General features: G+C 62.8%; 23 protein-coding genes and 2 tRNA genes. 11 read left to right on the forward strand and 14 right to left on the reverse strand.

Annotated elements, in window-relative coordinates; translation table 11 throughout:
- Positions 1-48: 48 nt before the first annotated feature.
- Positions 49-1,194 carry an N-acetylglucosamine-6-phosphate deacetylase gene (locus ACED88_RS05540; protein WP_449109004.1) on the forward strand — a complete coding sequence of 382 codons (1,146 nt, stop codon included), beginning with the start codon at positions 49-51 and terminating at the stop codon, positions 1,192-1,194.
- Here the strand turns inward: ACED88_RS05540 and ACED88_RS05545 are convergent.
- Positions 1,191-2,909, reverse strand: a complete 1,719-nt coding sequence (locus ACED88_RS05545) for a long-chain-fatty-acid--CoA ligase (protein WP_449109005.1) — start codon at positions 2,907-2,909, stop codon at positions 1,191-1,193. The two genes, ACED88_RS05540 and ACED88_RS05545, sit on opposite strands and share 4 nt — an antisense overlap.
- Positions 2,910-2,956: 47 nt before the next feature.
- Here ACED88_RS05545 and ACED88_RS05550 point away from each other — a divergent pair, with 47 nt between their 5' ends.
- The 6 genes from ACED88_RS05550 (at position 2,957) to ACED88_RS05575 (ending at position 7,910) form a co-directional block, all read left to right on the forward strand.
- A complete protein-coding gene (locus ACED88_RS05550) occupies positions 2,957-3,106 on the forward strand; it encodes a hypothetical protein (protein ID WP_449109006.1) in 150 nt (49 codons plus the stop codon).
- A gap of 1 nt (position 3,107) precedes the next feature.
- The gene (locus ACED88_RS05555) at positions 3,108-3,749 is read left to right on the forward strand and encodes a sugar O-acetyltransferase (protein WP_449109007.1); all 642 of its coding nucleotides are present in this window, start codon (positions 3,108-3,110) and stop codon (positions 3,747-3,749) included.
- Between the two features lie 27 nt (positions 3,750-3,776).
- Positions 3,777-4,640 (forward strand): hypothetical protein, encoded by an 864-nt coding sequence (locus tag ACED88_RS05560; protein ID WP_449109008.1) that lies wholly within the window; start codon positions 3,777-3,779, stop codon positions 4,638-4,640.
- Positions 4,641-4,819: 179 nt separating this feature from the next.
- Positions 4,820-5,533, forward strand: coding sequence for a response regulator transcription factor (locus tag ACED88_RS05565; protein WP_237196459.1), 714 nt, complete (start codon positions 4,820-4,822; stop codon positions 5,531-5,533).
- Positions 5,534-5,680: 147 nt separating this feature from the next.
- Positions 5,681-6,904 (forward strand): ATP-binding protein, encoded by a 1,224-nt coding sequence (locus ACED88_RS05570; RefSeq protein WP_431464039.1) that lies wholly within the window; start codon positions 5,681-5,683, stop codon positions 6,902-6,904.
- The gene (locus ACED88_RS05575; RefSeq protein WP_449109009.1) at positions 6,894-7,910 is read left to right on the forward strand and encodes a hypothetical protein; all 1,017 of its coding nucleotides are present in this window, start codon (positions 6,894-6,896) and stop codon (positions 7,908-7,910) included. Before ACED88_RS05570 ends, ACED88_RS05575 begins: the two co-directional genes overlap by 11 nt.
- Positions 7,911-8,423: 513 nt before the next feature.
- Here ACED88_RS05575 and ACED88_RS05580 read toward each other — a convergent pair.
- The 4 genes from ACED88_RS05580 to ACED88_RS05595 form a co-directional block, all read right to left on the reverse strand.
- Complete coding sequence (locus ACED88_RS05580) at positions 8,424-9,962, reverse strand: dihydrolipoamide acetyltransferase family protein (protein ID WP_449109010.1); 1,539 nt, start codon at positions 9,960-9,962, stop codon at positions 8,424-8,426.
- Positions 9,963-9,979: 17 nt separating this feature from the next.
- Positions 9,980-10,981 (reverse strand): alpha-ketoacid dehydrogenase subunit beta, encoded by a 1,002-nt coding sequence (locus ACED88_RS05585; protein ID WP_237205646.1) that lies wholly within the window; start codon positions 10,979-10,981, stop codon positions 9,980-9,982.
- Positions 10,982-10,984: 3 nt separating this feature from the next.
- Positions 10,985-12,160 (reverse strand): thiamine pyrophosphate-dependent enzyme, encoded by a 1,176-nt coding sequence (locus tag ACED88_RS05590; protein WP_449109011.1) that lies wholly within the window; start codon positions 12,158-12,160, stop codon positions 10,985-10,987.
- A 153-nt stretch (positions 12,161-12,313) separates the two neighbouring features.
- The gene (locus tag ACED88_RS05595; protein ID WP_449109012.1) at positions 12,314-13,450 is read right to left on the reverse strand and encodes a histidinol-phosphate transaminase; all 1,137 of its coding nucleotides are present in this window, start codon (positions 13,448-13,450) and stop codon (positions 12,314-12,316) included.
- Between the two features lie 145 nt (positions 13,451-13,595).
- Between ACED88_RS05595 and ACED88_RS05600 the strand changes: the two genes are divergently transcribed.
- A tRNA-Thr gene (locus ACED88_RS05600) sits at positions 13,596-13,670 on the forward strand.
- A gap of 123 nt (positions 13,671-13,793) precedes the next feature.
- On the opposite strand, the gene ACED88_RS05605 is transcribed toward ACED88_RS05600, so the two are convergent.
- The 4 genes from ACED88_RS05605 to ACED88_RS05620 all read right to left on the reverse strand — a co-directional run bounded on the left by ACED88_RS05605 (position 13,794) and on the right by ACED88_RS05620 (position 17,066).
- A complete protein-coding gene (locus tag ACED88_RS05605; protein WP_237205643.1) occupies positions 13,794-14,030 on the reverse strand; it encodes a hypothetical protein in 237 nt (78 codons plus the stop codon).
- Positions 14,031-14,065: 35 nt separating this feature from the next.
- The gene (locus tag ACED88_RS05610; protein ID WP_449109013.1) at positions 14,066-14,917 is read right to left on the reverse strand and encodes an HpcH/HpaI aldolase/citrate lyase family protein; all 852 of its coding nucleotides are present in this window, start codon (positions 14,915-14,917) and stop codon (positions 14,066-14,068) included.
- Positions 14,918-15,015: 98 nt separating this feature from the next.
- Complete coding sequence (locus ACED88_RS05615) at positions 15,016-15,762, reverse strand: ABC transporter ATP-binding protein (protein ID WP_449109014.1); 747 nt, start codon at positions 15,760-15,762, stop codon at positions 15,016-15,018.
- A 212-nt stretch (positions 15,763-15,974) separates the two neighbouring features.
- Positions 15,975-17,066 carry an ABC transporter permease gene (locus ACED88_RS05620; RefSeq protein WP_449109015.1) on the reverse strand — a complete coding sequence of 364 codons (1,092 nt, stop codon included), beginning with the start codon at positions 17,064-17,066 and terminating at the stop codon, positions 15,975-15,977.
- A gap of 215 nt (positions 17,067-17,281) precedes the next feature.
- Here ACED88_RS05620 and ACED88_RS05625 point away from each other — a divergent pair, with 215 nt between their 5' ends.
- Together ACED88_RS05625 and ACED88_RS05630 are read left to right on the forward strand one after the other, a co-directional pair.
- Entirely contained in the window at positions 17,282-18,661 is a 1,380-nt protein-coding gene (locus ACED88_RS05625; RefSeq protein WP_449109016.1) for a sensor histidine kinase, read from the forward strand.
- The gene (locus ACED88_RS05630) at positions 18,658-19,287 is read left to right on the forward strand and encodes a response regulator (RefSeq protein ID WP_272878415.1); all 630 of its coding nucleotides are present in this window, start codon (positions 18,658-18,660) and stop codon (positions 19,285-19,287) included. Before ACED88_RS05625 ends, ACED88_RS05630 begins: the two co-directional genes overlap by 4 nt.
- A 13-nt stretch (positions 19,288-19,300) precedes the next feature.
- On the opposite strand, the gene ACED88_RS05635 is transcribed toward ACED88_RS05630, so the two are convergent.
- The 5 genes from ACED88_RS05635 to ACED88_RS05655 form a co-directional block, all read right to left on the reverse strand.
- A complete protein-coding gene (locus tag ACED88_RS05635; protein WP_449109017.1) occupies positions 19,301-20,467 on the reverse strand; it encodes an acyltransferase family protein in 1,167 nt (388 codons plus the stop codon).
- A gap of 147 nt (positions 20,468-20,614) precedes the next feature.
- Complete coding sequence (locus ACED88_RS05640) at positions 20,615-21,100, reverse strand: dehydrogenase (protein ID WP_185174715.1); 486 nt, start codon at positions 21,098-21,100, stop codon at positions 20,615-20,617.
- A gap of 310 nt (positions 21,101-21,410) precedes the next feature.
- Positions 21,411-21,599 (reverse strand): YbdD/YjiX family protein, encoded by a 189-nt coding sequence (locus tag ACED88_RS05645; protein ID WP_449109018.1) that lies wholly within the window; start codon positions 21,597-21,599, stop codon positions 21,411-21,413.
- A 9-nt stretch (positions 21,600-21,608) separates the two neighbouring features.
- Positions 21,609-23,879, reverse strand: a complete 2,271-nt coding sequence (locus ACED88_RS05650) for a carbon starvation CstA family protein (protein ID WP_237236885.1) — start codon at positions 23,877-23,879, stop codon at positions 21,609-21,611.
- A 163-nt stretch (positions 23,880-24,042) separates the two neighbouring features.
- Complete coding sequence (locus ACED88_RS05655; RefSeq protein WP_449108149.1) at positions 24,043-25,035, reverse strand: NAD(P)H-quinone oxidoreductase; 993 nt, start codon at positions 25,033-25,035, stop codon at positions 24,043-24,045.
- A 169-nt stretch (positions 25,036-25,204) separates the two neighbouring features.
- Between ACED88_RS05655 and ACED88_RS05660 the strand changes: the two genes are divergently transcribed.
- Positions 25,205-25,295 (forward strand) — tRNA-Ser (locus ACED88_RS05660).
- The last annotated feature ends 137 nt before the right edge of the window (positions 25,296-25,432 follow it).

The raw sequence follows: 25,432 nt of genomic DNA on the forward strand, positions 1-25,432 counted from the left end.
GGTCGCCATGTACGATCAGTAATACATGAGGTATTGATAGGGGCACTGATGCCACACACCATTCTTTTTCATTCGCTTCGCCATCTCACCCCGCAGAGCAGCCCCACGGTTTGGGTTCTGGTAGAGGACGAGCGCCTGCTGGCCATGGGGGAAGGTGAGAGCTGGCGGGAGGAGCTGACGGCAGATCAGCTGGCCTCCACCCAGGTTCGCGAGGCCCACGACTGGCTCCTGGCCCCCGGCTTTACCGATATTCACTGTCACGGTGGGGGCGGCACTGCCTTTGAAGATGCCCCTGACGTTGCCCCTGCCCTGCGCGTGCACGGTCAGGCGGGGACGTCCGCCCTGGTAGCTTCCCTGGTGTCTAACCCGCTAGAGCAGATGCAGGCCAGCATGGCCCAGCTCCTGCCTCTGATGGATCAAAAGGTGCCGGGGCAGGCCCGTCTGGTGGGCTTTCATGCTGAGGGGCCCTTCATTTCCCCGGCGCATAAGGGGGCCCACGCCCCCGAGGCCCTGCGCACCCCAACACCCGATGCCCTGGAACAGCTCTGGGAGGCCTCAGAAGGTAGGCTCCTGCAGATTACCCTGGCACCCGAGACCGACCCCGGCTTGGCCACTCTGCAGCGCTGTGTGGAGCTGGGTATCAAAGTAGCGGTCGGGCATACCGACGCCACCTACGACCAGGCTAAAGCCGCCTTCGACGAGGGCGCGTCGCTACTGACCCACACCTTTAACGCCATGCGACCCCTTCACCACCGTCAGCCCGGCCCGGTGGCCGCTGCCGCAGACAGCTCCCACGTTACTCTGGAGGTTATTTGCGACGGGGTCCACGTACACGGGCCCATGGTGCGGGCCGCCTTCGCCCTGGCACCGGGGCGGGTAGCCCTGGTCACCGACGCTATGGCCGCTGCCGGTTGCGCGGACGGTCCCTACCGGCTGGGTTCTTTGGCGGTAGAGGTGCAGGACTCGGTTGCCCGCATCAGGGGTACCGAAACGATTGCAGGGAGCACCCTCACCCTAGCGCGAGCGGTAGAGCAGGCTGTCGCCTTCGGCATTCCCCTCACCGAAGCAGCCAGGGCTGCCACCAGCGTCCCCGCCGCTGCCCTCGGCCTAGCAGAGCCCGCAGACAGCTACGCCCTGCTGGGGGCGGACGGCTCCCTGCAGGGCGTGTTTCAAGCGCGAGCCTGCATAGCCTAGCTGTATTTGGCTTCGAGGCTTTCGCGCACCTTGCGGCGCAGGGTCTTGCCCAGCATGGAGCGGGGCAGTTCGTCGACCTCGTAGTAGTTCTTGGGTACCTTGTAGCGGGTCAGGCGCTCGTAGCAGTGCTGTTTGAGCTCTTCGGGGTCGATGGCGTGGCCCTCGGCGGGGATGATTACGGCGGTGACTTTTTCGCCGCCGGAGCCGTCCGGTAGGCCAACTACGGCGCAGTCCGCTACCGAGTCGTGCTGTTTGAGCACGTTTTCAACCTCGGTGGGTGAGACGTTGAAGCCGCCGGTGATGATGACTTCCTTGATGCGGTCAACGATTTCGATGAAGTAGTCGTGGTCCAGGCGCACGATGTCGCCGGTGCGTAGCCAGCCGCCGGGTAGCAGGGTTTTGCTGGTGTCTTCGCCGCGTTTCCAGTAGCCGCGCATGACCTGGGGGCCGCGTACCAGCAGTTCGCCCTCGGCACCGTCGGGAACGTCTTTGAGGGTTTCGGGGTCGACCACGCGGATGTCGGTGGAGGGGAAGGGCACGCCGATTGAGCCTGCTCGGCGGGTGGAGTTCAGGGGGTTGCAGGAGACCAGGGGTGAGCACTCAGAGAGGCCGTAGCCTTCAACCAGCATGCCGCCGGTGGCTTCTTCCCATTCAGCGACCAGGTCGGTGGGCAGGTGCATGGCACCGGATACGGCGTAGCGGATGCCTTTCAGGGAGACACCGCGCTTTTTAGCTTCTTCGAGCATACGGCGGTAGACCGGGGGCACAGCGGGGAGAATCGTGGGGGTGGTTCGTTTCATGGCCCGGAAGATGAGGTCCATATCTACGGTGGGGAAGAGCACTAGGCGGGCCTTGCAGACCGCCGCGATGGTCTGGCCCAGGGTCATGCCGTAGGCGTGGAAGAGGGGCAGGACGGCGTAGATTACCTCGTCGTTGCCGGGCTGGATCCATTCCTCACCCATGCGTCCGTTGGATTCGAGGTTGCGGTGGGTGAGCATGACGCCCTTGGGCAGGCCGGTGGTGCCCGAGGTGTACTGGAGCAGGGCCAGGTCGTGGGCTGTGGGGCGGTGGTGGTCGGCGGCAAGGGGGCTGTTCTTCATGAACTGACGCCAGGGAGTGGTACCGCGGGCGGTGCCTTCGAGCTTTTCGCGGGAGGCCTTGAGGCTGCCGATAGGCAGCTTGAGGGCGGTACGCATGGTGAAGGGCATCTCTTCGATCATGTTGACCGCGTAGATATTCTTAGGGCGGATATCGGCGGGCAGGGAGGTGATATTGTCTGCAATCTTGTCCCAGACAATGGCGGCCTTGGCGCGGTGGTCTTCGAACATGTGGCGCAGCTCGGCGGAGGTGTAGAGGGGGTTGTGCTCAACAACGACAGCGCCCAGGCGCAGAATCGCGTAGAAGGCCACGATGTGTTGGGGGCAGTTGGGAAGGACGAGGGCCACGCGGTCACCGTGCTGAATACCGGCCTTGCGTAGGCCTTCGGCAACGCGCAGAATCTGGTCACCCAGTTCACCGTAGGTGGTGGTGGCGCCGAAGAATTCCAGGGCAATTTTCTGGGGAACGGTGCGCACGGCTTCAGCCATGAGGTGGCTCAGTGAGGTTTCAGGCAGAGCAACGTCTCTGTTGCTTTCTGGCCGGTAGTTCTTGACCCAGGGGCGGTGGGCCAGGGGGAAGTCGGTGTCGGTGCGGGGTGAGTTTTCGGCTGACTGCATACACACGATTGTGCCACAGCGGGGCTAGAGCTGACATACTTAGGGGTATGGCTCGACGTAGAAATGACGATATTAGCCCCGAGGAATTCCGGGAGCTCATGCGTGAGATTAATAAGCGCATGATTATTGCCGGCCTCATTGTGATTGGGGTTGGCCTAGCGATTATTGGTGTGATGACCCTGGCGTATGGAGGCTAGCATGACGAACTGGGATGAGCTGCGCGCCGGTAAGAGCGTCTTTGAGCAGATGACGGCGGGGTTCGCCTACCGCCCGGACGATGAGTGTGCCGATACCCACTACCGGGTGGTGGAGCTGGTGGAGGAATACACCCGGCTGTACCGGGCCCGCGATAGCCGCAGGCAAGAGGTGCTAGCCCAGATTGTGGGGTCCCTCGGTGAGGGCTCCACAATTCGCCCTTCGGTTGCCTTTGATTACGGGGTCAATACCCATATTGGGGCGGGTTGCTTCTTCAACTTTGGTTGCGTCTTCCTTGATGTTGCCCCCATTACCTTTGGTGATGCCGTCCTGGTGGGCCCCAACGTACAGTTCTTGACACCCACCCACCCCCTTAACCCGGTGGACCGCGAGGCCCTGTGGGAGGGTGGTCTGCCCATTACGGTGGAGCGTAACGTCTGGATTGGCGGCGGGGCGATTCTCTGCCCAGGCGTCACCGTGGGTGAGAACGCTGTGATTGGCGCCGGTGCGGTGGTGACCAAGGACGTCCCCGCTAACGCCGTAGTGGTCGGTAACCCCGCCCGGGTGATCAAGTATGTGAGCGCCGATGAGCGCCCCACCGACCCGGCCCACCAGTACAGCCCCCAGGCTCTGGGGCTGGCGTAAGTATTTTTGTAGAAAGGGGCGTTGCCGGTGACCGATCAGCCTAAGAACCGCCGTGATTTTGATGAGTGGGACGCTGTCTTCGAAGACTCCGACCCCACCCGGGTGCTCGACCCGCGCACCTTCGGGCAGGACGCGGGTGGCAGCCAGGCACCCACCCCAGCAGACCCCGGGGTCTCGGCTACCCGCTACCAGCGCGTTCCACCCACAGAGCAGAACCACCAGCAGACCGTTCCGGTTCAGGCGCAGCCCCAGCCCACGCAGCAGGTTTATTCTGCTGAACCGGCAACTCCTGCCCAGCCCCTGCAGGCGGTACCGGCGTCCGCCCGCCCGGCAGCGAATCTGGGCGCGACGGTGCCCGCTACTGCCCTCAAACGGGTGCAGTTTATCCCGGCTTTCTGCGGTGCGCTAGTTGCCTACGGTTTGACCACCGGGGGTTTGGCCCTAGCCCGCACTCTGATGGGTGTTCTAGGGGTCTCTGTCTACAGCGGTCTCACCGAGACGGTTCTGGCGGTCACCGCACCCGCTAGCCGCGCCCAGGCCCTGCCCTGGATCATCACGGTCGCGCTTCTTCTCTCGCTTGCCTTCGGTCTTGGCGGCTATGCTGCTACGCGCATGACTGCCCTTGCCCCCGGTAAGCAGGCTGTGGGCGTCCTTGCCATGAGCACCCTGGGCGTACTTCTTGCCACCCTGCTCACGTGGGCAACCGCCCAGCTCACACACCCCCTAGCACCCGCCTACGCCCTCCAGCCCCTCTTGGCCCCCGATCTACCTATCGGTGCCCTGACCGTCCTGGCCACCGGTGTCCTAGCTCTTCTTGCCGCCCTCGCAGGAGCCGGACTAGGCCTGCGCTACCACCGTGCCCTGACTACCGCGGACGCCCGCAGCCGCTAAAACAGTAAGAGCGCGTCACCGCGCCCACAGTTCAGCCCACGAACCACACTTTGCCTGTAAAATATTTTCGTAAGAAAAAACACCCCAGTCTGCTCACCGCACTCCAGTTACAGGGCAACCGACGAGCAGCCACCACCCACAGGTGAAGGTTGCACCAGCACACGAGGTAAGTAGGGAACATGAGCGTAGTACGCGTAGGCATTGTCGATGACCACGAAGTTGTCCGTGAGGGCATGCGAGCTGTCGCAGCAGGCGCGAGCGAAATTGAGCTGGTTGCCGCAGCACCCACCGCGGCAGACCTTCTCGTTGCCCTGGGTCGCAGTCTCTCCGACCCCTCGTCCGCTGACCTGGGCAAGCTCAAGCGCGACTGCGACGTTGTGCTGCTCGACCTCTCCCTGCAAGATAAGTCCCGCCCCTCAGAAAACGTCGACATCCTGCAGCGTGCCGGCATCAAGGTGCTCATCTTCAGCATCGGAGAAAACCCCGGCCTGATTCGTGAAGCCCTCAAGGCAGGTGCCCTTGGTCTGGTGCGCAAGTCAGAGCCCCTCGAACATGCGCTGGCAGAAGCCAAGAACATCGCCGAAGGCAGGGCCGTTGTCACCAAGGAACTGGCAGCAGCAATCGACGGTGACCACGAGTTCTCCCGCGCCAACCTCTCCCCCCGCGAGCAGGAAACCCTGCGCCTCTACGCCTCAGGTTTCGCACAGGTACAGGTAGCCCGCCGCATGGGCATCAAGCAGTCCGCTGTTAAGACCAATATCGACCGTATCCGCGAGAAGTACGCCCGCGTCGGCCGCCCCGCCCCCACCAAGATCGACCTGCGTATTCGCGCTATCGAAGACGGCCTGGTTGATTCCATGGAAGACACCTCAACCGCAGACCGCAACCTCTAAGACGCGAAGACCTAAGGACGCACCCTGTCTACCACCACCGGCGGCGCCTCCCGGGACCTAGCCCACGCGCTACAACCGTCGCGGGCAGACCGCATCCGTTCTTTCTCCTTCAAGTCACTCTCCCTCACCACAGGGCAGCAGCGACTCATGGGGCCGAGCTCCTTCGGCCTCTACTGCACCCTGGAAATCATCTACTCCCTCATCGCTGTAGGTCTGCTATTCCAGTCGCTTGCCAACATCTCTGAGATTCGCGGGGGTGACTCCTACTGGTATCTGGCGATCATTCCCTTACTAGTAGCCCACGCTGCCCTGCTGATGTTCAACGGCATTCGCAAGGAGGTCTCTGCTAAGGTTGTGAGCTTTATGCTGGCGATCGCCTACGGCTCTTACCTTCTGTGGCCCTTCACGGTAGGGGCTGAACACTCCGCAATTCCCTGGTCTTGGCTCTTTGGCATCTATGCCATGCTGGTTCCGGTCTTCGAAGAAAGCCCGCGAGAGAGCATCATTCACAGCATCGTTTTCCCGGTGCTACTGGTCATCAGCTCGGTGTCTGCCCACGTGATCAAAGGCTCCCCCCTCGACGCCACCGAGCTTCTCATTCGTGTGGCCTATCTAGGCTTCTGTTGCGCCCTGCTGGCCGGCCTGGCCCGCTTTGCCCTCAACGCCGTCCGCGAATCAGATAAGACCTACTACGAGACCCTCTCTGCCCAGCTTCTGCTCAACCGCTCCCGCGACTACGCCAAGGAGCTGCAAGACTTCGATAAGCTGGTCCACGATAACGTGATGGCAGCCCTGCTCGACGCCAGCCGTAACCCCGGCGAGCTACCCCAGCGCACCCGCCTGCTAGCCCGCCGCGCCATCGGCGTGCTCGAAGAAGAGGCTCTCAAGTCCCAGCCCCAGCGTCCCATCACCTTCCAGGCTCTAACCGAGCAGATTGCAGAGGGCGTGGAGCCCTGGAACCAGCGCCTGCGCTTTGTCTCCGACTCCATCGAAAAGCACCCGCTCGCCAGCCCCGATTCCACCCTGCCCTACACCGCAGCAAGGGCCTTCACCCACGCCGTCACCGAGGCGGTATCTAACTCTGCCCGCCACTCGGGCACCCGCACCACCCAGATCTCGATTCGTACCGAGATGCGCCGCCCCTTCAACTCCACCCGCTCCGACGAGGTACGCCCCTACATTCTGTGTACCATCTCAGATAAGGGCCAGGGCTTCTCCATGAGCGACATCGACTTCCGCCGCCTGGGCGTGCGCGTATCGATGATTCGCTCTATGGAGGACGCCGGTGGTATGGTCACCATTACCTCGGCACCGGAGAAGGGCACCCGCGTCGTCGTCCAGTGGCCCCATGAGGAACCCAATGCTGGCTAAGTACTATCGCTCCCGCATCCTCACCCTCATTCTGGGTACCGTCACCCTGCTGATTCTGGGGTCTTTCTTCTTCTGGTACAACCACTACACCGTCACCCGCGCCCCCCACTGGGCGATTCTGCTGAGTCTCTACGCCCTGGCTACACTACCGGTTTTCCTTCCCACCAAGCGTCTGGCCCTGCCCGACGTCATGATGCCCATCATCATGGTGCTGGGGCTTAACTCGGTTGATACTACGCTGAGCGCTATCAGCCACTCGATTACCTTCTCCAATCTCTCCTGGCCCCTCATGGCCTACACCCTGCTGGCTGCGGGGCTGGTCTTGCGCCGTCATACCTTCTTTGGCTGGCTCTTCTTTTGTGGCTTTGTGGTGCTGGTGCTGAGCTGGCACACCAACTATTTCGATACCCGCCTGACCCTCTCTACCGAGTTTGCTATCCCCTTCCTGCTCATGCTGGTGAGCATGATTGTGCCCAAGCAGATTGAGCAGGCGGTCTCTAAGACCAGGCAGGCCCGCGGTATGCGCATTATCGCGGACGCCGGGCGCGCCGAAGAGACCGATATGGGCGCTATCGCTACCCAGCGTGTGCAGGAGGTCCGCGCCCTGACCGAGGATATGCTGCACCGCATCGCCTATAACGAGTCACCGGTGACCCGCGCCGAGATGGACGAATTCCGCTTCACCGAGGCGCAGCTGCGCGATACGATTCGCGGTCGCTACATCGTGAATAAGGAGATTCTGGACGCCGCCTGGCTGGCCCGCCAGCGCGGGGTCAAGGTCGATATTCTGGACGAGCGCGGCTCGGCCCTACCCTCCCGCGTATCGCTGGCGCTTACCCAGTGTGCGGTTGATCTTTTTGATAACGCGTCAGGCGGTACTATCACGGTGCGTGCCTTCCCCGCTGACGATCAGACCGCTGTCATGCTGGTGCACGATGGCAATTCAGAGGACGAAGAACCTAGTGCCATTGAGATTTCTCAGACCGGCGTGGTGGAACGTTTCTAGAGCTTATTTAGTCTGGGCACCTTATCTATGGTGGGGCAGTCTTGTGGGCATTTTGAGGGAAGCGGTTAGCCTCCTACCCACGGTGTAGGCGCTAGTGTCGCCCTATATGAGGACATACAGACCGAGCCACCCTCGACTAAGATTTACAGTAACTTGAGTGTTTCTTGCACTGAGTCGGGGGACTCAGTGTTCTGGCGACGTTGGGGGACTGACCCAGAGATTATCGATAGGAGCACCTCAAGGGCATAAGGTAACCTACGAGACCTGAACTTATGTGGGCTCAGTGCCCATAGATTCGGATTTCTTGGGGGAGATAATTCGGATTATGCTCCAGGTTTCGTACCTTGGCGTTGTGAGGCTCCCGCCCTAACCGGCGGGAGCCTCACTCTGTTCACACTCGTTCCGTTGGTTTTTAGCCATCAGGTTGAACTTTTGACGGAGCCAGCGAAGTTACCGTGTGCTGCAAGGCCCGGGCGCTCACATGAGTGCCCGGGCCTTGTGCTTTTCTGCCCTTTACATATCGAGGAGGAGCGCGGGCTCCTCAAGGATTGATGCAACATCTGCCAGGAACTTAGCCGACAGGTCGCCGTCAAGGACGCGGTGGTCAAAGGACCCGCCCAGGGTGGTAACCCAGCGGGGAATTACTTCACCGTCTACAACCCAGGGCTTCTGCTTAATGGTGCCGAAGGCGATGATGGCAGCCTCACCGGGGTTGATAATCGGGGTTCCGGTATCAATACCCAGAGAGCCGATGTTGGTGATGGTCATGGTGCCCTGCTGCATTTCGGCGGGCTGGGTTTTGCCTTCGCGGGCCCGGGTGGTCAGGTCGTTGAGAGCGATCGCCAGCTCCCGCAGGTTCATGGTCTGGGCGTCCTTGATGTTGGGGACCATCAGGCCCCGCGGGGTGGCTGCAGCTATTCCAAGGTTCATGAAGTGCTTAATCTGAATCTCGGAGTCGGTCCATGTGGCGTTGACCTGCGGGGTGCGGGCGGTTGCCCAGATAACGGCCTTGGCCAGGATCAGCAGCGGGGTGACTTTGACGCCCTCGAACTGGGGGGATTTCTTGAGACGCTTGACGAACTCCATGGTGCGGGTGGCATCTACGTCGACGAAGATTGAGACGTGGGGAGCCTTGAAGGCGGATTCGACCATGGCTTTGGCGGTGGCTTTGCGGACGCCCTTGACCTTGATACGTTCGATGCGGTCACCACCAACACCTGCCGGGATCCAGAAGCTCTTGGGGTCGGTGGTGTCGGTGACGTTGGCCTGTTCGCTGAGGCTCAGGTGGGCTGCGTAGTTGAGCAGGTCGCGTTTGGTGACCTGCCCCTGATCGCCGGTGGGGGTGACCTGGGCTAGGTCGATTCCCATGTCTTGGGCTGCTTTACGCACGGGGGGCTTGGCGAGGGGCTGGCGGCGGGGTACCTCGCTGGTGCCGGTTTCTGTAGGTAGCTCGTGGCTTCCCAGGCGGCGGAGCACTCCCTTGCCGCCTTCGCCCAGGAGCTTGCCCGCGCGGGCGGGTAGGCCGGTCAGCAGCGGGCGGCGGCTGTCGGTGGTCAGCGGTGCTGCTGCAGGTACCGGAGTGGACGCGTTTGCCCCAGCGGTTGCCGCAGGCTGGGGGACGGCGACGGGCTGGGCAGCAACCGGGTGGGTAGCGGCTGTCTTCTTACGGGCCCGGCGCTTGACGGGGTCGGCCTTGGGGCCTGAGCCTACCAGGGCGTTGCCGCCGCCCTGCTCCCCTGCCGGTGCGGCAGACTGCTGGGGGGCGGCGTCCGGACGCTCTGCCGCAGGCCTACTCCCCCCGCCAGCTTCGGCGCCTTCCCCGGCGATAGCGATGATGGGGGTGCCGACCTCTACCGTCTCGCCCTCGGCAACCAGGAGCTCCTGCACGGTGCCCTCGTAGGGGGAGGGCAGCTCAACAACCGATTTGGCGGTCTCGATTTCAACGAGTACGTCGTTGACCTCGACGGTGTCGCCGGGGGCTACCTTCCAGCTGAGGATTTCTGCCTCGGTGAGGCCTTCGCCCACATCGGGCAGGTTAAAAATCTGTGACATGGTGTGCCTTTCGGGCTTTAGTAGGCCAGGGAACGGTCGACGGCTTCGAGCAGGCGGTCTATGCCGGGCACGTACTCTTCTTCGACGCGGGAGACCGGGTAGGGCATGTGGTAGCCGCCCACGCGGATCACGGGGGCCTCGAGGTGGTAGAAGCAACGCTCGGTGATGGCGGCTGCGATATCTGAGCCGATACCGCCAAAGGTGGGGGCCTCGTGGGCCACGACCAGACGCCCGGTTTTTTGCACCGAAGCCTCGATGGTGGGGATATCAAGCGGTGAGAGGGAGCGCAGGTCGATGACCTCGATGGAGCGGCCGTCCTCAACCGCGGCCTGGGCGGCAGCCAGGGCCACCGGAACCAGCGGGCCGTAGGTGGCGATAGTGAGGTCGTCGCCCTCACGTACTACCTGGGCGGTAAAGGGGTCGAAGTCGGTATCTGCGAAGTTGACCTCGCCCTTCATCCAGTAGCGGCGCTTGGGCTCGAAGTAGATGACCGGGTCGGGGTGGGCGATGGCTTTGCGGAGCATCCAGTAGGCGTCGTGGGGGGACGAGGGGGTCACCACGCGCAGGCCCGGGGTATGGGTGAAGAGGGCCTCGGGGGACTCCGAGTGGTGCTCTACCGAGCCAATCATGCCGCCGTAGGGAATACGGACGGTAACGGGCACCTCGTACTGGCCGTGGGTGCGGCCGTGCATTTTGGAAAGCTGCGAGGTGATCTGGTTGAAGCCGGGGAAGACGAAACCATCGAACTGAATTTCGGGTACGGGCCGGTAGCCGCGCAGGGCCATGCCGATGGAGGTTCCGATAATACCGGATTCGCCCAGGGGGGTGTCCATGACGCGGGTGGGGCCAAAGGTTTTTTGCAGGCCGTCGGTTACGCGGTAGACACCACCGAGTTTGCCGATGTCTTCGCCCAGGGCCAGAACCTTGCGGTTGGCGGTCATTTCATCGTGTAGGGCGCGGGTAATAGCCTTAGCCAGGGTGAGGGTTTCGGTGCCCTGCTGAGGGGTCTGGTCTGACATGGTTTAGTCCTCCTCGAAGCCGTCGTTGTAGGCGCGGTAGAAGGCGCGGTCGTCCTCAACCTGCTGGTGGGGGGCCGCGTAGGCGCGGTCCAGGTAGGTTTCGAAAGTGTCGGGTTCGCTGGAAAGAACGTAGGAGCGGACGCCCTTCACCTGCTCTTTGGTGTAGGCGGTGACCTCGTCAAAGAAGGCGTCATCGGCATGGCCTGTTGAGCGCAGGTAGGCTTCGAGGCGCACCATGGGGTCGAGCGGCTCGTAGGTGGCGCCGTGGTCTTCGGGGCGGTACTTGGTGGGGTCGTCGGCTGTGGTGTGGGGGCCGAGTCTGTAGGTTTCTGCCTCAATCAGCACAGGACCCTCCCCCGCCCTGATTTTGTCCATGGCGTAGCGGGTGGCGGCGTAGACGGCTAGCACGTCGTTGCCGTCCACGCGCAGGCCCTCAAACCCGTAGCCGGCGGCGCGGGTTGAGATGGGCACGCGGGACTGCACGCTAAAGGGCACAGAGATGGCCCAGTGGTTATTTTGCACAAAGAAAAGGACGGGCGCGTTGTAGCTGGCCGCAAAGACCATAGATTCGTGTACGTCGCCTTCGGTTGTTGACCCGTCGCCAAAGTAGACCACTACGGCGGGCTTCTCGGCGTCCTGTTCGGGGTCGGTCGCCTGACCCTGGCCGGTCTGGGCCTGACCGGTTTCTGCCTGGATCTCGGCGTCGAGGTTCAGTCCCATGGCGTAGCCGGTGGCGTGGAGCACCTGGGCGGCCAGCACCAGGGTGTAGGAGTGCACGTTGTGTTTTTTGGCGTCCCAGCCCAGGGTGCCTGAGCCCCGGAAGAGGGGGGTGATTTCTTCGGGGGTGATGCCGCGTTCGAGAAGAACCCCGTGGTCGCGGTAGGAGGGGAAGATGTAGTCGTTGGCGGCAAGGGCCCGGGCGGACGCCACCTGGGCAGCTTCCTGCCCGCGGGAGGGAACCCAGAGGGCCAGCTGCCCCTGGCGCTGCAGGGAGGTCATTTCGTCGCAGAAACGGCGGGTCAGGGCCATGGTGCGGTACATGTCTTTGAGGTCTTCGCCGGTCAGTTCGTCGGCGTAGGCTGAGAAGCTGGTGTGGGGGGTGGTCTCACCCGCTTCGTTCATGAGCTGGATACGCTCTGGTATTCCCCAGGGGTTACCTGGGGTTTGTGTCTGTGACATGGGGTCTCCGGTCTTGCTCTGTTACTACCTTTTCTTAACCCTACGCCTGCCGGTGGGCAGAGAGGGCCTATTTTTAGAATTTTGAGGGATTAATTGCAAATAAGTTGATAGGTGGGTGGGAGATAGGACCCACCCACCTATTCTCCAGCCCCCTTAGAGGGGCTGGGTGGTGCGTTCTTCGAACTCTGCTGCGATTTTGAGCAGGCGGGCGTTGGCCTCGTCCTCGCCAATGCTCACGCGCACGCCCTCGCCCGCGAAAGCGCGCACGGACAGGGCATTGGCTTCAGCCAGGGCAGCGAAGGCTGCCGAGTGCTCACCCAGGGGTAGCCAGACGAAGTTGGCCCGGGTTTCGGGCACCCAGTAGCCCAGCTCCTGGAGCCCGGCGACGACCTTTTCGCGCTCAGCGACCAGGTGTTCTACTCGCTCCATGACCTCGTCGTTGTAGTCGAGAGAGGCCACGGCGGCCTTTTCGGCCAGGGCACTGACCGCAAAGGGAGTGGCACCCACGCGCAGGTGAGCGGTGACCTCGGGATGGGTGATGGAGTAGCCCACGCGCAAACCAGCCAGGCCCTGAGCCTTGGAGAAGGTGCGCAGAATAGCAACGTTGGGGTAGTCGGGGTAGACGTCCAGGCCGTTGACGGGAGGCTCTTGCCCTTCAGGAATCTCGGAGGCCGCACAGAACTCGAAGTAGGCCTCGTCAATCACCACGAGTACGTCACTGGGTACCTTGGCCAGGAAGTTGCGCACCTGTGACTCGGTGACGGCCGGACCGGTGGGGTTATTGGGGGTGCAGATAAGGATGACGCGGGTCTGGTCGGTTATGGCGGCAGCCATGGCATCTAGGTCATGGGCACCGTTGGGCAGGTTGGGCACCTGCACGCTCTTAGCACCGGCCAGGCCAACGCAGATAGGGTAGGCCTCGAAGGAACGCCAGGCGTAGATAACTTCGTCCTGCACACCGTCGGCGTGGGTACCTGCAAAGGTGGTCAGAATCTGGTTGAGGGCACCTAGGCTTCCTGCACCGGTAACGATATCCTCGGGGTCAACCTCCAGGTGCTCCCCCAGGGCAGTGCGCAGGGCAGTGGAGAGCGGGTCGGGGTAGCGGTGGACGGTATCAAACTCAGCCAGAATCTGAGCGACCGAGGCTACCGGGCCGAAGGGGTTCTCGTTGGATGAGAGCTTGTACTGGGTAAGCCCCTCAACCGGTGCCGGGGGTTTACCTGCGGCGTACTTGGGGAGCTGATTGAAAACCGGGCGGGGGTGCAGCCCGGAACGCTGTGAACTTGTCATGCCATCCATTCTAGTGTCGCAGGCCACAAAATCTAGGGTTGGGGGTACCGCTCTTTTGGTCAGCGGTGCACGCAACCGGTGGTTGCAGCCCTCTCTTTCTGGTAAAGTTTTCTTTCGTTCGCCCCCGATAAAGGGGTAGGAACAGGCCTCCATAGCTCAGGGGTAGAGCATTTCCCTCGTAAAGAAAAGGTCGTCGGTTCAAATCCGACTGGGGGCTCCATCAGTAAAAATCTCGCGGCCCGCACCGGTTTAGGTGCGGGCCGCGAGATTTTTTGTTGTCTATAGACCACCCGTGCGGACGCGTCCGCCCGCTTCTGGCGACACCCGAGCCTGCGCGGGCGGGCTAGCCCTCGTCCAGGTGGTTTTCGGCCCCGTACCCGATGAGGTAGGCCCAAATCCAGGCGGTGATAACCGCCAAGAAAGGTACCACCAGCAAGTGGGTGTCATTGGCAAAGAGCCAGCGGTAGAAACCCCAGAGAGCCAGTGAGGGCACAAGGAGTAGGGCAAAGAGCAGCAGGAACCCGCGGGAGAAGCCGCCGCTGGGCGTCCTGCGCGTTTGAAAACCAAGATATTTCTTCACGCTGCCTATCCTACCGCTGCCACCTGGGAGTTCTTCTAGCTACGCCACAGGCCATAGGTCTTGGCCAGCGATGAAACCTTGCGGGCACGGGCAAGACGGGGCAGGTAGGAGCCGTCCTGGGGCACGGAATCCCCTTCGCTCTTTTGCAGGAGTTCTCGAGCCCACTTAATCTCGTCGGCACTGGGGGCTAGCCCGACGTTGATGGTTTCTGCCTGGGCGGGGTCGAGGGTGAGTTTGCCGGTCATACCGTGGCTGGTGGTGATGGCACAGTCCTGGAGGAGGTCGCCACCGTACTTACCCACCGAGGGCCCATCGATGGGGCCGGCTAGGCCGCCCACGCGGGAGGCTAGCACCAGCTGGGAACGGGCAAAGGCCAGCGCGATGCGGTCATCTGATACGCCGGTGTCGCGGCGGTAATCGCCCACGCCGAAGGCTAGGCGGAAGGTGCCGGGGGCCTTGGCGATACGCACAACGTTCACCATGCCCAGGGCGGTTTCGATGAGGGCGATGACGGGGGTACCTGCCGGGAGCATCATGGCGGTGCGGGTGACGTGGTCGGGGTGCTCGGTCATGGCCAGCATGACGCCCTTGAGCCCGCTGACCTGGTTGAGTGCTTCAAGGTCTTTGGCCCAGTGGTCACTTTCAATGCCGTTAATGCGAACCCAGGCTGAAGCGCCGCTGTTGAGCATGGTTTTGAGGTGCTCGCGGGCTTCGTCCTTCTGCTCTTCGGGGCAGCCGTCTTCGATGTCGATGATGACCGAGTCGGCCTCTGATTCGAGGGCTGCGGCGATGGTTTCTTCGTCTGCGGCGGCAGAGACCAGTAGCCAGGAGCGGGAGAGACGGGCGGGCAGGGAGGCTGCGCGTTCGTTGCGGTGAAAGTTAATCACGGGTGTGTCCTTGTAAAGGTTATTTTGACCTCTTCAAGTTTACCCTGCCCGCTGGGGCCCGGGAGGGCTGTCTCTCTGGGTAAAACCTAGGCTTCCGGTCAGGCCTGGAGTCGGCCGTCAACCATGTGTTCTACCCGGTGGGTGAGCTGGATCTGTTCGAGGTCGTGGGTGATCATGAGGGTTGCGGTCTTGAACTCGGCGGTGATGTTGGCCAGGAGCTCGACGATGGCGGCGGAGCGTTCGGCGTCAAGGGCGCTGGTGGGCTCGTCAGCCAGGAGCAGGGAGGGCGAGCCCATGAGGGCGCGGGCGATATTGACGCGCTGACGCTGACCGCCAGAAAGCTGGTGTACACGGCGGTTAGCAGCTTCGCCCAGCCCTACCATATCGAGCAGGTCGGCAGCGGTGGAGCGGGCTGCCTTGAGTTCTGCCCCGCGAGCGCCGCTGATGCGGGCGGTGAGTTCTAGCTGCTCGGCAGCGGTGAGTGAGGCAATGAGGTTGGGCTGCTGGAAGATAATGCCGATGTCGGTGCGGCGCAGAGCTGCGAGGTCGGCGTCCTTGTAGGCGGTGGTGTCGGTGCCGTTGATGATGCGGGCTCCGGAGGTGGGGGTGATAAGCCCGGCGGCGACCGAGAGTAGGGAGGACTTACCCGAACCGGACGCTCCGGTCAGGGCGATGAACTCGCCGCGGCTGGCGGTGAGGTTCACCTGATCTAGGGCGCGCATGGTACGCGGGGTACCATCGGCGTCTACGCCGTCGGGGTAGTCGAGCACGATGTCGCGCAGTTCAAGGACGCTGGGGGCAGCTAAGGTTTCGTCGGCCAGGGGGCGGGTGAGTAGGTCAGTCATGAATAGTCTCTTTCAGGGGCAGTAAGCGAGTTTAGATAGAGGGAGCGGGCGCGCTGGAGCCTGCTGGCTGCGATGGAGCAAGCGGGTGCGCCAGCACGCAAGAGCGAGCGGAATCCGCCGCAAGGCGGGGCGTGAATCGGCCGAGCGCCCCGGCGCGAGTGCCGAGAGGGTCGGCAGGCGAAAGCGCGCCCGCTCCCTCTAGGCAAAATGTTCTAGTTGCCGCCGAGGGCAATCATCGGGTCGACGGTGGCGACGCGGCGCAGGGCGATGAGAGCGCCGCCAATGCCCAGGGCCCAGATTCCGGCGGCGGGGCCGGCGATGGTAAGGGCTGAGAGCTGGAAGGGTACGGCTCCTGCGGCCAGGATGCCGAGGCCCCAGCCCACCAGGGCACCGAGGGCGGCACCGACGGCGAGAATCACGGCTGCCTGGGCGAGGGCGTCCTTGGTGAGGAAGGCGCGGGAGGCGCCCAGGGCGCGCATGACGGCGATGTCGCGGGTGCGCTGGATGGTCCAGACGGTCAAGAAGGAGATAATTACCAGGGCGGAGATGCCGTAGAGGAAGCCCTGCATGGTTTTGAGGGAGCCGTTCTCGGAGGAGTAGGCGGGCAGGGCTGCGAAGGATTCGCGGGTGGTCAGGGCCTGGGTTCCGGTGGCCTCTGCGGTGGCGGCGTAGTCTGCGCTACCGGTTACAGCCAGGACGGTGCCGAGCACGGCGTCCTGCCCCTCGGTTTCACGCTGGTGGGTGATGCCCTGCCAGGTGGCGGTGGTTGCCCAGCCGGCGTTGGTGTGGGAGTAGAAAGTGTCCTCGGTGATACCTGAGACGGTCACGTCGGTGCCCGAGAAGGTAACGGTATCGCCCACGGTTGCGCCGATCTCTTCAGCGACGCTGGTGGGCAGGGCGATCTGGCCGTCACCGGGCTCGGCGCCCTGGATGAGGGGCGCAGTGTGTTCAGCCAGGTCAGAACCGGCGGGGGTAGCGACCAGGCTCATCGAAGCGGCTCCGTTGCCCTCAACCTTGCCGGTGAGGAAACCGACCGGGGTGGCATTGGCACCGGCTGCCTGCCACTCGTCCTGCAGGCCGGCAGTGACAGCGGAATCGGTGAAGGATGCCTTGCCTCCGCTCTCAGACGGGGCGAATACAAAGCGGTCAGCCCCCATCTTTTCAAGGGCATCGGTGTTCTGGTTGCCCAGCCCGCCGGTCAGGCCGGTCAGCATCACCAGTAGCAGGGTAATCAGGGCTACGGTCGCCCCGATTAGAGTGAAACGGCCCTTAGCGAAGAGGATGTCACGCCAACCGACGAACATGACTGCACTACCTTTCAAACACAGGAAAACTTGATACTTCTATTCAAGCTCCCACCGGGGGTTGCCCACATCGGGGTAAGGGTTGAACCTGGAATCAACCATTTGGTTGATGCGGCCCCGCCCGCTGTGCAGACTTCTTGGGCTGGATGCAGGGTTTTCTCTGCACACAGCCCAAAAACCCTGCACAGCCTCAGCTAAAGGTAAAGTGAGTTTGTATGACGACCGCGCCCAGCCCCCTCCCCGCTACCTCCTCGCAGCAGACCCTGCTGGTGCTCAAGATTCTGCGGGTGAGCCTGCACGTCATGTTCGCTTTTCTGCTGTGTTTTGGTGCCGTTCTGGCCGTGGTCGGCAGCGTCTATCAGGTGCGGCATACCGTTATCGGGGTGCTCTCGCTGGCACTCGGTGGCATCTATCTGGCCGGTACGGTCTACGAGAACCGGCGGGGGCTGCCTGCAACCTTCACCGACTTCTTCCCCCGGTCGGGTGCGTCCGCCCGCTACCGGCAGGCAGCCAGGTTTACCCCCGCCCACCTATGGCTGCTGATCATTACCCTGCTGTGGCTGGGGCTTATGGCGCTCGATAGCTCCTTCACCTGGATGGTCTTCCCCATCATGTTCCTCTACCTGCACCTGCTCGCCCCCGTAGCGGGGGTAGCTGCCACCCTCGTCCTTTGTGCCCTGGCCATTGCCCTACCCCTGGTGGGGCCTGCCGGGTTTGGCCTCGACTACCTTCACTCCGAGGGGCTAGCCCCCGGCTACCTCATCGGCCCCACCCTGGGGGCCCTGCTCGCCATCGTCATCTCCTTCACCTACCGCGCTCTGCGCGCCGACGCCGCCCGCCAGTACCAGCTCGCCCAGCAGCTTCGCGCGGTGCAGGCCGAACTCGTCCAGCAGCAGTACAGCGCCGGTAAGCTCGAAGAACGCGAGCGCCTGGCCCGCGAAATCCACGACACCCTGGCCCAGGGGCTTTCGTCTATTGTGTTGGTCTCCCGGGCAGCGGCGTCCTCGCTTCAGGAGGGAAAGGCGGACGCCGCAGCCGCCCAGGTGCGTGTTATCCAGGACTCTGCCGCCGCCAACCTGGCTGAGGCCCGCCGTTTTATTCGGGATCTCTCATCCCCTGCCCTGGATGACTCCCTGGTGTCAGCGCTCAGGGCTCTCGCCGCGTCCACCGAGACCGCCCAAAAAGCCGCCGGGAAATCCCTCACCTGCGCCTTTATCCTCGAAGGGAAGGAAGAAATAGCCAACGCCCTACCCGAGGCGGTTTCGGCAACCCTCATGCGCGTAGCCCAGGGCGCCCTGGCCAACGTCGCCGCCCACGCCGAAGCCAGCCGCGCAGCCCTCACCCTCAGCATCTGGCCCGGCGAAGTCACCCTCGACGTCTTCGACAACGGCCGCGGCTTCACCCCCACTCCCCTAGCAGCGGGCCCCCTCAGCGAAACCGGAACCGGCTACGGGCTCACCTCCCTCAGCGAGCGCGTTGCCCACCTCGACGGTAGCCTAGACGTTGAAAGCACCCCCGGTGAAGGCACCGTCCTCACAGCCCGTATCCCCCTCAATCAGACCAACCAGCACCGGCCCGACCAGGAGGCCCAGTGACCGTCCGCGCCCTACTCGTTGATGACCACCCCGTTGTGCGCGCCGGCCTGCGCGCCATGTTCGAAAGCTTTGAAGGCATCGATGTGGTTGCCGAAGCAGCCGACGGGTCGGCGGCACTCGCCGTGGCTGCGGAGCAGGCCCGGGCGGGGGCGGCGCTGGATGTGGTGGTCATGGACATTCAGATGAAGCCCATGGACGGCATCGAGGCAACCCGCGCTTTCAAGGCTGCGGGCGGGCCACCGGTGCTGATTTTGACGACCTTTGACACCCAGGGCGATATCGTTGCAGCTATTGAGGCAGGAGCCCTGGGCTACCTGCTGAAGGACGCCCCGCCCGAGCAGGTGCAGGCGGCGGTGCTGGCGACGGCGCGGGGTGAGCGGACGCTGTCGCCCGAGATCACGGCTGCTCTGATGGAGCGTATGCAGCGGCCCGCTATTTCTCTGTCGGCTCGTGAGATGGAGCTGCTCAAGCTGCTGGCTACCGGGGCTACCAATAAGGAGCTGGCTGAGGCTCTCTTTATTTCTCAGGCCACGGTGAAGACCCACCTGGTGCATATCTACACCAAGCTGGGCGTCGATAACCGCACGGCAGCTATCGCGGCTGCCCGGAGCGAGGGGCTGCTCTAGCTCCTGGTGCCCGCTAGCTCTTGGTTCCCATGGGGCCGGGGGTATCGGCAGCTGCCGCCTGCTTCTTCCAGCTCGCCCCGAAGTAGCGGTCTTTAAAACGCATCACCGGCACCTCGATTACCAGGTACATCGCCACACCGACAGCCACGCCCAGCGGGGCTAGCAGGGCAACCTGGGCCAGGGTGGGCAGCCCGTGCAGGTGGGGTTCCAGGGCCTTGAAGAGCACGTCGTGCACCAGGTAAATACTGTAGCTCGACAGGCCAATCAGCTGTAGGGGCCGCCAGGCCAAGAAACGGTGCACAGTAGCACCCAGCGGTTGACGCGAAGCAACCAGGCCCCAGAGCATCACAGCGGACGCCGCCCAGGCCTGGAGCGAATAGCGTACCGTATCGCGGAAGGTATCATCACGAATCACCAGGGTCAGCAGGTAAACCCCCAGGGCGGCACAAAGCACCCAGTTGCGCCCCAGAAGCGGGATGGTGCGTCCGCCCTGAATCAGGGCCCCCGACCGGTAGCGGCGGCCGATAACTTCACGCCCCAGCACCATCTCGTCCGCGGCATAGCGGTGGTACCACAGGGCGGTGAGCATGCCGATAGCAATAGCCTCCATACGGGTGTCGGTACCGAAGTAGATGCGGTCGACGCTAGCACCGGCGTCATGCAGAACCCAGCGAGACAGCGACGAGTAGAGCACCACAGCTACACCCAGTACCGTCAGGGCCCGCCGGTAAGCGGTCCAGCGCACCAGTACCAGCCAGATTAGGGCAAAGACCAGGTAGAACTGCTCTTCAATCGACAGGGACCACATCACGTGCGTACCCGGCAGTACAGTAATCTGCGAGTCCAGGTAGCGCAGGTTAAAGAAGAAGAAGACCTGCCCCAGAAAGTCCAGGGTATCGACGGCCCCACCCATCGACCGATAAACCAGCGTGGGTATCACAATCGCCAGAATCAGGGGCGGTGCGATTTTGAGCAGGCGGCGAATATAAAAGCCTGCTAGGTCGAAGCTACCGGTCTTATCACGCTCCCGCAGCAGCAGGTAGGTGATGATAAAGCCCGAGATAGCAAAGAAAATTGTTACACCCGACCCGCCCGGCACAAAGGTCAGCCCGGCGTGGGAAAACACCACCAAAAGCACCGCAAAAGCGCGCATTGCATCAATGTGGGCGTAGCGGTTCATGACGTAGAAATCCCCTCTGAATCAGGTGCGGTGTGTGGCGGTGCCCTGAGAAAGCGCGAGCGGGCACCCACCTACCTTACCGGCTAGCGGCACATGCGGGCAGGCACTTTTTAGGGGATAGCTACGCGATATGGATGACAGAACCGGTTAGGACGCCGGGGCAAGGGCTTCCTGCCGGGCGGCATCCAGGCGGGCTTCGGCGTCCGCAACGTGCTGCTGCACCGTTTCAACCCGGTGGGCGATAGTGGCGGTGCGGGTGCAGTCGGTGCCGCACTCACCGGCACAACGGGTCATAGCCAGGGCCTCAGCGCAAAGGGCTAAGGAATTACCCGCCTTGGAAAGCGCCCGGTGCAGGTCGGAGTACACCCCTGTGGGAGAAGCGGGGATATCGTTTGATTCGCTGGGCGCCAGGCGCTGGGCCTCAGCGGCAACGGTGCGGACGCGCGGCAGCAGGTCAGCCAGGTCATTAGCCAGGGGGACAAGCTCTTCAAGAGTGGGCCCGGCGGGCACACGTTCAAGAATCTGGTGGAAACGATCGAGGCCACGGACGAAGCGGTCGTGGGCGCGACGCCAGAGACCTTTGCCGAGTTCGGCGTCGTCCCTGCGGCTCTGCAGGAAGTCTTTGATACCCACGGTTACTCCTTTCACGAGGTCTACATACTTAGGTTACCCTAATATTTGCTACTGGATGTTGAAAAAGCGAGGTACGGGGACACACGGAAGCCGACTGGCTGGGGCTGGCATGAATCGCTGGTGATGAGCACCGAGATTCCGAGCGCGCGAGGAAAATAAATCTCGGTGCGAATCTGGCGAGCTTGCGAGCCATCTAGCGAACCGGCGAGAAGGTTAGTCGGCGGAGTGTGTCCCCGTACCTCGTTATATCGAGACTTCTTTGTGATGCGCTACGGCAAGTCTTCCCTTCGCACGTAGCCTCTCACTGTTCCTAGCAGCACCGAGCCCCCGGGTTCTTATCGAGGGAGTCGGTGTAGTCTTTCCAGAACTCCCGCTCGGTCATAGGAGCGTGGGTGCAGCCGCTGGCGCGGTGGTGGGCCAGGTACTTCTGGTACTTATCTGCGCCCATAACTCCGTTAGCGAACCAGCGGACGCGGGCGAGGAAAGAACGGATGCTCATACTTCTCTCCTAGTGGCCACTGTGCCCGGCAGAACCGCTGATCTGGTCGGGGTGCTTGCGGTAGAACTCCTGCCACTGGGCCTCTAGCTCCCGCTCGGCGGGGGTCGCAATCATGCCAGCCGGGGCGTAGAGCTTCGACTCGATGTAGGGGTTTTCCTTGCTTTCCTTCGCGTGGCCGTTCTTAGCCTTGACGACCTCAATCAGGGCAGTAATAACGACCACCAGGGTCAGCACCACGAAGAGGATAGAAAGCGAGCCCTGCACGAAGGTGTTGCGCACAACCGCCTCCATGGCAGCAACGTCCTTCGCCGCACCCAGCGAGGTTTCACCGGCCGCCAGGGCGTCCTTGTAGCGGAAGTGGTTAGCCCAGTAGCCCACAGCGGGGTTGGACGAGAAAATCTTCTGGTAGGAGCCCACCACCGTAACGACCAGGTCGAAGACCAGGGGCAGGGCGATAATCCAGAGGTACTTGAAGCGGCCCTTATTCGCGGCAATCGCCAGGCAGACAGCCAGCGCAACAGCAGCCAGCAGCTGGTTAGCGATACCGAAGAGGGGGTAGAAGGTGTTGATGCCGCCGAGCGGGTCGGTGACACCCAGAATCAGAATCGAACCCCAACCTGCCACCATGACGGCGGTGGTCAGCCAGGCGCCCAGTCGCCAGTTATGGTCGCGGAACTTGGGGAAGAAGTTGCCCAGGGTATCCGAGAGCATGAAGCGGGCTACGCGGGTACCGGCGTCCACCGCAGTGAGGATGAAGAGGGCCTCAAACATGATGGCGAAGTGGTACCAGAAGCTGGTGAGCTCGAACCAGGGCAGCATCTGGTTGAGAATCAGCGCCATACCCACAGCAAGGGTGGGGGCGCCACCGGTGCGGGAGACGATGGAGTGCTCGCCGACGGCGTCCGCGGTGCCCTGCAGCAGTTCGGGGGTGACGTGCACGCCGGTCAGGCCCAGGGAGTTGACGAAAACGGCCGCTGATTCGACGGTACCGCCGGTTGCCCCGGCTGCTGAGTTCATGGCGAAGTAGATGCCGCGGTCGATGGTGACAGCAGCGACCAGGGCCATGATGGCAACGAAGGACTCCATGAGCATGCCGCCGTAGCCAATGAAACGGGTCTGGCGTTCCTTTTCAACCATCTTGGGAGTGGTGCCCGATGCGATGAGGGCGTGGAAGCCAGACAGAGCACCGCAGGCAATGGTGACAAAGAGGAAGGGGAAGAGGGAACCTGACCAGACGGGGCCGTCGGCGCGGCCGGCGAACTCGCTGATGGCGGGGACGGTGATTTCGGGGCGGACGACGATAATGCCGACAGCCAGCAGCACGATGGTGCCCACCTTCATGAAGGTTGAGAGGTAGTCGCGCGGAGCGAGCAGCAACCAGACGGGCAGGACGGCAGCGATAAAGCCGTAGATAATGACGCACCAGGCCAGGGTGACGCGGTCAAGCAGCAGGTACTCCATGCCCCAGGCGGTGTTGGAGACCCAGCCGCCGCCCACGATAGCGGCCATGAGCAGGACGAAGCCAATCAGCGACACTTCGCCCACCTTACCGGGGCGCAGGTAGCGCAGGTAAACGCCCATAAAGAGGGCGATGGGGATAGTCATACCTACCGAGAAAACACCCCAGGGGGATTCACCCAGGGCGTTGACCACGACCAGGGCAAGGATAGCGGTAATGATGATCATGATGGCCAGAGTTGCCAGAATGGCGGCGTAGCCACCTACGGTTCCTAGCTCTTCCTTGGCCATCTGGCCCAGGGAGCGTCCGCCCCGGCGCATGGAGAAGAAGAGCACCAGGTAGTCCTGCACGGCGCCGGCGAAGATAACGCCGACGATAATCCAGATGGTGCCGGGCAAAAAACCCATCTGGGCTGCCAGGACGGGGCCTACCAGGGGGCCAGCGCCCGCGATAGCGGCGAAGTGGTGGCCGTAGAGTACGCGGCGGTCGGTGGCGGCGTAGTCCTTGCCGTCAGCGTCGTATTCGGCGGGGGTAGCGCGGCGGTCATCGGGCTGGGTGAGCTTGGCTTCGATGAAGCGGGCGTAGAAACGGTAGGCAATCAGGTAGCTACAGACGGCGGCGAAGACGAACCAGATGGCGTTGACGGTTTCGCCGCGGAAGATAGCGATCATGGACCAGGAAACCGCTCCGACCAGGGCGATGAGGGCCCAGATGGCGATAGTTTTGGGCTTCCAGGTACGGTGTTCGGCATCGAGCACGTCGGGGTCGACGTAGGGTTTCGGCCGCTCCTGCTCTAGGGTTGAAGAGCTCTGTGGTGACATGGTGAGGCTCCAATGTGACTGTGATGTCCCACAACTGTGTGGGTGTGTGCACTCACACAATACTCCCCTATGGGCGCCAGGTCACATATTACGGCGCTTGTGACGCCGCTTTTCGTTCACCGGCCGGCAGAGCGCCCGCCGCAGATGCGCGGACGCCCGCGGTTTAGGGGGTCAGCAGAATTTTGCCGCGGTGCTCCCCGGCTTCTAAATGGGCGTGGGCTTCTGATGCCCGCTCAAGCGGGAAGACGGCGCTGGTATGGTTCGAGATTTCCCCGCTTTCAATCAGGGGCCACACGAACTGCCCCACACCGTCCACAATGCGGGCCTTATCAGCAGTCGACCGCGAGCGCAGGGAAGTGGCGTGCACGCTCAAGCGGCGCGGGAGCATATAGCCCAGGTTGAGCTGCCCCTTGGGCCCGCCCTGCAGGCCAATGACGGCCATAGAGCCATCTACCGCCAGGGTCTTAATGTTCTCTTCTAGGTAGGCTCCACCCACAACGTCCAGGATGTAGTCGGCCCCGCGTCCGTCCGTCAGCTGGCGGACGGTTTCGCGAAAGTCTTGAGTGCGGTAGTTGATAGCCTCAGCACCCAGCGCCCGGATAAAATCGCACTTTTCATCACTACCGCCGGTGGCAAAAACCTGCAGCCCCAGGGCTCGGGCCAGCTCGATAGCGTGGGTGCCGATGCCACCGGTACCACCGTGAATGAGCAGGGTTTTACCGTCGTTTCCCTCGGGGCGGGGTGCAACTCCCAGGGTAAGAACCAGGTTGGAGTAGACCGTTGCAGCCACCTCAATGAGGCCGGCGGCGTCTTCGAGGCTGGTGCCTTCAGGCACCGGCAGGGTATGGCTCAGATCCACCGCCACGTACTCGGCATACCCACCGCCAGCGAGCAGGGCGACCCGCTCCAGGTTCAGGTAGCCCTCGTCGACACCCTCCCCCACGGCTTCCACCGTGCCCGAGACCTCCAGACCGTAGATGGAACTAGCCCCAGGGGGCGGAGGGTAAAAGCCCTGCCGCTGGGAGACGTCCGCCCGGTTGACCCCGCTGGCCGCCACACGCAGCAGCACCTGGCCGGGGCCGGGTGTCGGTGTAGGCTGCTCGCTCACGATCAGCACCTCGGGGCCGCCGTGTTCTTCTTCGAGGATGGCGCGCATGGGGACTCCTTTTCTCACAGGGTTTTCTGCCGCTTACCGGGGCAGTTAGGCGGACGGACGCTTACCTCCCACCCTTACACCTCAGCCTAACGAGAGCAAGGGCACAAAGACCACTATTTTGCTTTGGGGCGGCAACTGTGTACCATGGTAGGAGTGCTCAGCACAGTTTGGATGGTTGTCCGAGCGGCCGAAGGAGCTGGTCTTGAAAACCAGTAGGCGGCAACCCCGTCTCGTGGGTTCAAATCCCACACCATCCGCCACGAAGCCCGCTTCCGTAAGGGAGCGGGTTTTTTCATGCCCGGGTTCAGAGACAGAAGCAGGGGGTTATAGGCAGAAAAGTGTGTCCCACCCCGGGCGCGTCACCCACCACGACCACCCCAACCACGCCGCACCACCA

The sequence above is a fragment of the Rothia sp. 11273D007AR genome, assembly GCF_053547255.1.